Here is an 8,069-nt window from a genome sequence, read left to right as displayed (position 1 = left end):
AAAAACCGAACCGCACTCTCACTAAACTCAGCTTCGCTTCGTCAAGTGATCGTAGTGTTAAAGAATTTTCGAGAATCGTATGTGTTTCACTGTTTAGTTATCAATGTTCGTTGCTTTTCACTGTCTCTCGACAGCTTATTTACTTTACCACATCTTCTTTTGTTTGTCAACAACTTTTTTGAAGTTTTTCAAACTCTTTGAAGATGAAGTTTTGTCATCCGTGTTGGCGACTTGACTACTTTATCATAAGCAGTTTCATTTGTCAACATCTTTTTTATTTATTTTTTGCTTCTTTTTTATTATGTCATACAATTCTGTACACACATTTCTTTGAAGCGTGTTTCAGTATACCATTTCTTTCCACTCCTCGTCAAGCCCCTTTTTGCATTAATTTTTCTGATACTTTTGCAGCTTTTTACATGGCATACTGCATACTGCAGATACCATCATCTCATTGCAATATTTAAGGTTGTATTGACCACAATTCAGCTTTATACTGAAGCTACTGAAGCTATTAAAATATATCGGAATAAGTCGCCGCTATACCTTTTTATGCTGGCGTCTTTTCCAATTAAAGGAGCATCCATTATGCAGGTATGCAAAGACTATTTACATATTTTTCTTGATATGGGCAATGCACTGTTAAACAGCGGTGCAGAGATTTTCAGAGTAGAAGATACGTTAAACAGAATGGGGTATGCTTGTGGTGCCACCCAGATGAATGTGTTTGTGATCACATCCAGCATTGTTATTACGATAGAATTTCCCGGAGAGGCTGCCCAAACACAAACCCGCCGGATTCGTGAAGGAGGCGGGAATGATTTTACCAAATTGGAACAGCTGAATGATTTAAGCCGCCGCTTTTGCAGCCACCCTGTGTCTCCGGCAGAATTGCAAAAAGAATTTGATATGATCAATACAGATAAGCCACAGCCCCTTTGGAGGCTTCTCGGAACCATTCTTGCAGCCTGCAGCTTCACTTTCTTTTATGGCGGAGGTCTTTCTGACGCCATTGCAGCAGGGATTGGAGCTGTTCTGATCTGGAGTTTTCAACAGTATCTTCGCCCGTTATGCATGAATGAAGTAACATTTCAGTTTACCGCCTCTTTTCTTACCGGCTGTGTAATTTGTTGTTTCACTTTGCTTTGCCCTGTGCTTCATATAGATAAAATCATGATCGGCGATATTATGCTCTTGATTCCAGGTCTTATGTCAACCAACGCCATTCGTGATGTACTTATCGGCGATACTCTATCAGGAATTATCCGTTTGATAGCATCTCTGCTTCTGGCAGCTGCGCTGGCGCTTGGATTTATGGGGTCAATTATTTTATTCAGGAGGTTTGGGCTTTGAACACAACAATGATTATACAACTGATTACCGGAGCCCTGGGCTCTATCGCATTCGGTATTCTCTTTCATATGAAAAGCAAACACCTGCCGCTGGCTGCTGCAGGTGGAATACTTAGCTGGCTGGTATTTATTTTAGGAAAAGTGCTTTGGGGAAATGTTTTTCTGCCTACACTGCTGGCTGGTTTTATTGCAGATGTGTATGCCGAAATCCTTGCAAGAATATGTAAAGGAACTTCTACCTCTTTTTTTGTTACCTCCGTGATTCCATTGATTCCAGGAAGCACACTTTATTACTGTATGAGCAGTATTGTAGAAGGAAACACCATAAAAGCACTGACATACGGACGTGATACCTTTCTCTTTGCTTTCGGTATCGCAGCTGGAATGAGTATCGCATGGGCGATCTGTTATTTCTTCAGAAGTATTAGGGCAAAGCAGCACTGATCACTACTTATTGAAAGCCCTGAAGAATATTTATAAAAATACGGATCAGAAAATTATTATCGTACATAAAACTTAAAAACGGGTCTTTTTCTACCATCTGGATACCCATTTTCCCAATCTGGGTATTATAACAAATTGTAAGTAAAAGTAATGCAATCCATAGGAGCAATATCGCTTTTGCTCCGCCCACCAGTGCTCCTGCCAGTTTATTCATCCCATGTACCACTGGAAATTTGGTTAATATATCCAGTACTTTTATTAAAAATCCAATGAAAAGCCTTGCCAGAAAATACGTGATCAAAAAAGAAATTCCGTTCATCACGATCCCGGTCAGATAATCCGCTATATATTCGGAGAACGTATTTGCAGCAAGCTGCTGATATCCTTTAGCAGTGTTGTTCTCAAGAATGTTTTTCTTAATAAACTCCGGCAGATTCAAGTCATCAACAAACTCTTTTTGCTTTTGCTCTCCAAAACCGTCGGAGGTTCCATCCAGTTTCTCTTCTACAACCCCCCGGCAGTTTTCCTTAACCATATTATAAACCGGCGTTCTCTCCCTAAGAAAGCTGCTTACATATGGATTTAATGCGCCGGAAATAATAATGGAAAATAATACAAAAAATGTAGCTACAACCTCTTTCACAAACCCTTTCTGAAATCCAGTTATACATGCACCTGCAATCAATACAAGTACGACAATCCCTAGCCAGGTCAGATTCATCTTCTCCCTCTCTTGTTTTCTCCTGCTTATATTCTGCACAGGTATTTTATCAACTGAATTTGATCACATTAACACCGCTGTCCAATACCAGCAGATACCGGTTCCATCCAATCTTAAAGAAATCATTGATATCGCCGTCCACTGTCCCTGTATATTTCTCATTTCCTTTCCCATCAAGAACACAGATCTGAGAACTGTTAAACATCAGGATATTTCCATCACTCATGCGAATCGTGCTGTAAGGAATATTAAATTCTTTTTTAAATTTCATTTTTCCAGAAGCAGAGTACACTTCCATTGTATACAGCTTATCCTTACTATCATTTTTAAACACAAGGCCAATGGTTTCATCATCATAAAAGGTACTGACAATTTCTTTATCCACTTTTATAGTTTGGCTCTCTTTAGGAATCTGGCGGCCTTTATATAAAGTAAATCCATCATCCCTTACTGCAACAGCCTGATGGCTGCTAAGGCATTGGATCTGTGGAACAACTACGCCTTCATATGTAAAGCCGCTTACGATCCGGTCATCATCGTTCTGTCCTACTTCACCAAAATTATAAAATGCCACATAACTGGTGGTTTCCCCGCCGTCCACATATTGATAAGCCACCATCATAATGATCCCGTCATCTGAAATGGAAACATCCAGCGGATATCCCGGATCTTCGATCTTCGTCTGGTTCTCTGCGATCAGACTTCCATCTGTGCTGTAATAGTTAATCCAGGTGTCATCTCCTCCATCCAGGATTGCAGCAACCAGTCCGGATTTGGATACCTTTGCCTTTACTATGTTATAAGATGTAGTCACACTTCCAGTCAGTCCGTTCTTGTCATAAATCCGGATGGATGTACCATCTTTATCTGCGATCACAGCCTTACCGCTGCATACATCAGCCATCGGTGTCTGCATATCGTAAGTTTCACTCCACAAAGTATCCAGATTTTTGTTCACAAGAGATACCCCATCATGACTGTAACGGAGAATCTTTCCATCCATTTCCGCATAATTGGTAGAAACTGTATCTTCCTGTTCACTGGTTTTCAAAATCTTGTAATCATGATAGCTTCGCTTCTGAATATAAAGAACAACCAGGAAAATCAATGCCACTGCAGCTGCTGCAATTATCAGCCCACGCCGCATTGTATCAGGCATATATTTCCCCACACTTTTTTTATGCTTTCCATTGCCTGTCTGCGCCAGTTTTTCCCTCTGGATCCGCAGCCGTCTTCTTCGTATTTTTCTTTTTATTTCTTTAAATGTGTTCGCCATATTCACCTTTTCCCTGCACTTCTATCTGTGTGTACATGTCTACCTTGCAAACCTCTCCAAATATGAAAGTCAGCTGCTCTGCGCTTATGACGCAGAGCATCTGCCCGACACATTATATCACATTTCTCTAAGGGAGTACAATCACCTGTCCTGGATAAATAATCTGATTCTCTGCAATTCCATTCAATTCACATATTTCCCGTATTACATCCATTGATCCGTATTTTTCAATACTAATCTGATATAAGGTATCCCCGGGGCGGATTACATAAGTATCATGAGCCTTTCCGGAGGTTTCCGCCATTTTCCCTTCTGTAGTGCCAGTATCCACACCAGCAGCACTTGGATCTTCCGCATTTTCTATATCTTCATTTTTTATTTCTGTATTTTCTGCAACAGCATTTTCTATATCCGATTCTTCTATAGCTGAATTTGCCATATCACCTCTTATGTCTGCTCCTGTGCTGTCTTCGGCGGTTGTTTTGGTCAAAGCTTCCCTGCGCTTCGCTTTTCGCTCATCTGATTCCTGACGATAAAATTCTGAACTGCCTGTTTCTTCTACCGCATTTTCGTCAGAACTATTTTCCGTTCTGCTCTCCTGAGGTTTTTCTGTAACCGGAACTTCCTCCCAGCTATCCTCATCCTGATTCTGCGGATTTACATTTTCTGTATTTGTACTTTCTGTATTTGCTCCTTCTGTATTTACAATTTCTGTATTTGTACTTTCTGCATTTGCACTTTCTGTATTTACTCCTTCTGTATTTGAACCTTCTGTATTTGTACTTTCTGTACTTGTACTTTCTGCATTGACATTTTCAACATCTTCTCTTTTCTTTACATCTGTCCCTACTGCCATAGATGATGAGGGTACATTTTCCTTTATGTCCTGAAACTCCCGGTAATTCCGGTACAATCCTGTTCCTACCGCCAGAAGAGCCAAAAGAATGCATGCAGTGGCTGCATAGGAAAAAACAGAGGTATGTACCTCCGTCTCTGCTTCGTTGCTTTTGTTCTTTTTTTCTTGGATGATCTTTCTGAAAGTTGTCACTGCTTCGTCACTACACTTTTCTGTAAATTCCGGTTTCAGGATTTGATTCTTTTGAACCATATATTCCTGCATAGCAGCATTTTTTTCGTAATAAATATAATAGCCCTTAACTTTTGCCATCAAACCATTTTCATAATGAAAAAAAGCCTCTTCCCCTTCTGTTGGTTCCGCCAGCATCAGGACCTTTTCTCCGCCAAAATACTGAAGATGTATTTTTTGCATAAGTTCTGTGATTTCAATCGCCATCTGAGGAAATGCAAAATACCATCCCAGAATATGCTGTTCCGGAAAATACTGCTTTTGCTCATCTTGTATTGTGATCCATACTTCCTCCGAAAGATCAATATGTTCAGGTGTTAAATCCTGGCATTTTGCAAGAAGTGCTCCCCTGATAAAAAGATATCCTGTTCCGTCTTCCCATTGCATCTCCCCTGTGAATACAGCCAGGCTTCCCTTTTTTTCCTCGTCTTTGCAAGCAGCTGCAGATAGCCTCCCAAGGAAAGTATACACATAGTCTTCCATATAGATTCTGTAATTTCCTCTGATCTGTCCGATCTGCCGTATATTTCTTGGAAGGTTAAAATTCCCTTCATTCTTTTGTACTTCCCTTTTTTCATCCTTGTAAACAACCTCAATCATGTTTCATCACCCCTTCCGGTACAGCATAGCATATGAGAAATGCAGATTTTATCATAATATAAGAGGTATCCCCATAAATTTGCCGACAGAATCTTACAAGTCTCATTGCCCGCCGGAAAGCCTCTTCGGAATTAAAAATACCTGGATAAATCCTTCCTGCCAGAGAACTGCAAATATCTGCAATTGTTCAATGCGCTCACAGCTATGAATATTTTTCTTTTTTCCGGATATCATGAAAACAAGACAGTCACAGACAATGGAGGAATTATGGCTTTTTATATAAACGGAAAGGGTAAAAATCCTTCTGGGGAGGTTGCGTATCTTTTAAAAAAATTTATTTTACATCATACAGGTAAATGGTCGGAAATCGTATTCCTATGTATTGGCAGTGACCGGGCAACCGGCGACTGCCTGGGACCGTACGTAGGCTGGCATCTTAGTCAACAAAAGCTGCCTGGTGTCTTTGTGTACGGAACCTTGAACGCCCCTGTACATGCATTAAATCTAGAGCAGAGCCTGAAGCACATACAAAAACATCATTCAAACGCCCTTGTGATCGCAATTGATGCTTCTCTGGGTGCAAAAAAGCACCTGGGATATATCACCATCGGAAATGGTTCCTTATACCCAGGTGCTGGTGTTCAGAAAAATCTTCCCCCAGTGGGAGATATTCATATTACCGGAATTGTAAACATCTCAGGATTTCTCCATCCGCTTACCCTGCAGACTACCCGCCTTGCCACAGTCATTGACCTGGCGGAAACCATCACAGGAGCAATATTAGAAATCTTTTCTGAGGATCACAGTTATGCAAACTCTTTGATCTGTTTGTAAATACCGTCTGCATCAAGTCCATATTTTTCAAGCAGAGCTACAGCAGGACCTGACTCACCATATACGTCATTGATACCGATACGTTTAACCGGAACAGGAGCTTTCTCAGCCAAACACTCACATACTGCACCGCCAAGACCGCCAATAATGGAATGCTCCTCAACAGTTACAACCTTACCAGTCTCCTTTGCAGCAGCTACTACAAGCTCCTCATCCAACGGCTTAATGGTATGAATATTGATCACCTTTGCATCAATACCATCTGCTGCCAGCTTCTCGGCTGCTTCCATGGATGCTGCTACGCAAAGTCCGTTTGCAATAATGGTAAGATCCTTACCTTCACGAAGGACAATACCTTTGCCAAGTTCAAACTTATAATCTGGTCTGTCATTGATCACCGGTACTGCCAGTCTTCCAAATCTCATATATACAGGGCCTACATGCTCATATGCAGCCTCTACCATGGCCTTTGCCTCGATATCATCAGATGGGCTTGCGACAACCATTCCAGGAATGGTACGCATAAGTGCAAAATCCTCACAGCACTGATGGGTAGCACCATCCTCGCCTACGGAAATACCACCATGAGTAGCACCGATCTTTACATTAAGCTTAGGATAGCCTACAGAATTACGTACCTGCTCATAAGCACGGCCTGCTGCAAACATTGCAAATGTACTGGCAAAAGGTACTTTACCGGTAGTTGCGAGACCAGCTGCAATACCAATCATATTACACTCTGCAATACCACAGTCAATATGACGTTCCGGAAACTCCTTCTTAAAGATACCTGTCTGTGTAGCTGCAGCAAGGTCAGCATCCAGAACGATCAGATCCTCATGTTTTTTGCCTAATTCTACCAGTGCATTACCATAGCTGGCTCTTGTTGCGATCTTCTTTACTTCTGACATAATGCTTCACCTACCTTTTCCAGATCTTCCATTGCCTGTGCATACTCTGCATCATTTGGAGCTTTTCCGTGCCAGCCTGCCTGATCTTCCATAAAGGAAACACCCTTCCCTTTTAAAGTCTTCATTATGATGGCTACAGGCATGCCCTTTACTGTCTTTGCTTCCGCAAAGGCTTTACGAAGCTGCTCCATATCATTTCCATCAGCCACATTGATCACATGGAAATTAAAAGCTTCAAATTTCTTGTCAATTGGATACGGAGAGCAAACATCCTCGATCCTGCCATCAATCTGCAGGCCATTGTTATCCACGATCACTACAAGATTGTCCAGCTTTCTGGCACCGGCAAACATAGCTGCCTCCCAGACCTGTCCTTCCTGTATCTCACCGTCTCCCAGAAGTGTGTACACTCTGTAAGAATCTCCACTGAGTTTCGCAGAAAGTGCCATACCTACAGCTGCAGAAATCCCCTGTCCCAAAGATCCACTTGACATATCCACACCCGGAATATGTTTCATATCCGGATGGCCCTGCAGATAAGATCCCAGATGACGCAGTGTCTTCAGATCTTCTTTTGGAAAATATCCTCTTTCTGCAAGAACAGAATACAGTCCCGGAGCTGTATGGCCTTTAGAAAGTACAAAACGGTCTCTGTCAGCCTTCTTCGGATCCTTAGGATCAATGTTCAATTCTTCAAAATAAAGATATGTAAATAAATCTGCCGCAGACAAAGATCCGCCCGGGTGGCCGGCTTTTGCTGCATGGACTGCGGTGACAATATCCTTGCGGACTTCATTCGCAATTTTCTGAAGCTCTAAATTCTCCATTATAGTTCTCCTTTTTA

8 protein-coding genes are annotated in these 8,069 nt (G+C 41.6%); 3 read left to right on the top strand and 5 right to left on the bottom strand.

Going from position 1 to position 8,069, the window contains the following annotated elements:
• Positions 1-588 precede the first annotated feature (588 nt).
• Together OCV61_RS15485 and OCV61_RS15480 are read left to right on the top strand one after the other, a co-directional pair.
• The gene (locus tag OCV61_RS15485) at positions 589-1,353 is read left to right on the top strand and encodes a threonine/serine exporter family protein (RefSeq protein WP_158422575.1); all 765 of its coding nucleotides are present in this window, start codon (positions 589-591) and stop codon (positions 1,351-1,353) included.
• On the top strand, positions 1,350-1,796 hold the full coding sequence (locus tag OCV61_RS15480) for a threonine/serine exporter family protein (protein WP_262583172.1): 447 nt from the start codon (positions 1,350-1,352) through the stop codon (positions 1,794-1,796). Before OCV61_RS15485 ends, OCV61_RS15480 begins: the two co-directional genes overlap by 4 nt.
• A 7-nt stretch (positions 1,797-1,803) precedes the next feature.
• Here the strand turns inward: OCV61_RS15480 and OCV61_RS15475 are convergent, their stop codons facing one another.
• From OCV61_RS15475 to OCV61_RS15465, 3 genes are all read right to left on the bottom strand, one after another.
• On the bottom strand, positions 1,804-2,517 hold the full coding sequence (locus OCV61_RS15475; protein ID WP_158422574.1) for a CvpA family protein: 714 nt from the start codon (positions 2,515-2,517) through the stop codon (positions 1,804-1,806).
• A 49-nt stretch (positions 2,518-2,566) separates the two neighbouring features.
• A complete protein-coding gene (locus tag OCV61_RS15470) occupies positions 2,567-3,793 on the bottom strand; it encodes a DUF5711 family protein (protein WP_158422573.1) in 1,227 nt (408 codons plus the stop codon).
• A gap of 127 nt (positions 3,794-3,920) precedes the next feature.
• The gene (locus tag OCV61_RS15465; RefSeq protein WP_158422572.1) at positions 3,921-5,480 is read right to left on the bottom strand and encodes a LysM peptidoglycan-binding domain-containing protein; all 1,560 of its coding nucleotides are present in this window, start codon (positions 5,478-5,480) and stop codon (positions 3,921-3,923) included.
• Between the two features lie 267 nt (positions 5,481-5,747).
• Here OCV61_RS15465 and yyaC point away from each other — a divergent pair, with 267 nt between their 5' ends.
• Complete coding sequence (gene yyaC / locus OCV61_RS15460; protein ID WP_158422571.1) at positions 5,748-6,314, top strand: spore protease YyaC; 567 nt, start codon at positions 5,748-5,750, stop codon at positions 6,312-6,314.
• Here the strand turns inward: yyaC and OCV61_RS15455 are convergent.
• Positions 6,287-7,225 (bottom strand): transketolase family protein, encoded by a 939-nt coding sequence (locus OCV61_RS15455; protein WP_158422570.1) that lies wholly within the window; start codon positions 7,223-7,225, stop codon positions 6,287-6,289. The two genes, yyaC and OCV61_RS15455, sit on opposite strands and share 28 nt — an antisense overlap.
• Entirely contained in the window at positions 7,213-8,052 is an 840-nt protein-coding gene (locus OCV61_RS15450) for a transketolase (RefSeq protein WP_158422569.1), read from the bottom strand. Before OCV61_RS15450 ends, OCV61_RS15455 begins: the two co-directional genes overlap by 13 nt.
• Positions 8,053-8,069 lie beyond the last annotated feature (17 nt).

Origin of the sequence: Blautia ammoniilytica, assembly GCF_025566965.1 — a bacterium.
In the GTDB taxonomy this organism is placed as follows: Bacteria; Bacillota; Clostridia; order Lachnospirales; family Lachnospiraceae; genus Blautia_A; species Blautia_A ammoniilytica.
The sequence above is the reverse complement of the archived record's forward strand: the minus strand, read 5'-3'. Positions and strand labels throughout refer to the sequence as shown.

Bases quoted from the DNA above. Each gene is read 5' to 3' on its own strand.
- OCV61_RS15475 (WP_158422574.1), bottom strand. From the start codon at position 2,517: ATGAATCTGACCTGGCTAGGGATTGTCGTACTTGTATTGATTGCAGGT.
- yyaC (WP_158422571.1), top strand. From the start codon at position 5,748: ATGGCTTTTTATATAAACGGAAAGGGTAAAAATCCTTCTGGGGAGGTT.
- OCV61_RS15465 (WP_158422572.1), bottom strand. From the start codon at position 5,480: ATGATTGAGGTTGTTTACAAGGATGAAAAAAGGGAAGTACAAAAGAAT.
- OCV61_RS15450 (WP_158422569.1), bottom strand. From the start codon at position 8,052: ATGGAGAATTTAGAGCTTCAGAAAATTGCGAATGAAGTCCGCAAGGAT.
- OCV61_RS15455 (WP_158422570.1), bottom strand. From the start codon at position 7,225: ATGTCAGAAGTAAAGAAGATCGCAACAAGAGCCAGCTATGGTAATGCA.
- OCV61_RS15470 (WP_158422573.1), bottom strand. From the start codon at position 3,793: ATGGCGAACACATTTAAAGAAATAAAAAGAAAAATACGAAGAAGACGG.
- OCV61_RS15485 (WP_158422575.1), top strand. From the start codon at position 589: ATGCAGGTATGCAAAGACTATTTACATATTTTTCTTGATATGGGCAAT.